Raw genomic sequence first — 542 nt, forward strand, 5'->3', positions numbered from 1 at the left:
TCCACCTGGAAGGTGTCAGTGACGGTGCCGCCGGTCGCCTCAGTGACCGACTGGTCATCCAGCGAGGTGATGGTCGGCGCCGAGTCATCCACGCCAGTGATGACGATGTCGACCGTGGTGGTCGAGCCATCACTGAGCTCGACCACGAACGACTGGCTGACAGTGTCACCTTCATTCAACCCCTGAACGACGGCGGCTTCATTATTGAGGGTGTAGGTCCACTCCCCTGCCTCGTTGACGCTGAAAGTGCCGTAATCACCGCTTTGGGTGCCAGCGACAACATCAGTACTTTCGACATCGACAAGCGCGCCGGAAGCTTCGGTAACGCCATCCTCCGTTACCTCTCCAGAATCGCCGCCAATCAGGGCGCCCACGTCATTGCTGGTCGCGGTGTTGCCGGCCGGATCGGTGACCGAGGCTTCGACGCTGTACTCGCCTTCGCTCAGCGGGGTCTCGGCGTCGACGCTGTAGGTGCCGTTCTCGACGGTGGCGGTGACGGTCTGCTCGTTGCCGTCGCTGTCGGTGATGACCAGGGTGACGGT

1 protein-coding gene is annotated in these 542 nt (G+C 62.0%); it reads right to left on the reverse strand.

Going from position 1 to position 542, the window contains the following annotated elements:
- Positions 1 to 542: VCBS domain-containing protein (locus MSG32_RS17905; RefSeq protein ID WP_248381131.1), on the reverse strand; the 542-nt coding region annotated here is incomplete at both ends.

This window comes from Cobetia sp. 1CM21F (genome assembly GCF_023161745.1).
Taxonomy (GTDB): domain Bacteria; phylum Pseudomonadota; class Gammaproteobacteria; order Pseudomonadales; family Halomonadaceae; genus Cobetia; species Cobetia amphilecti.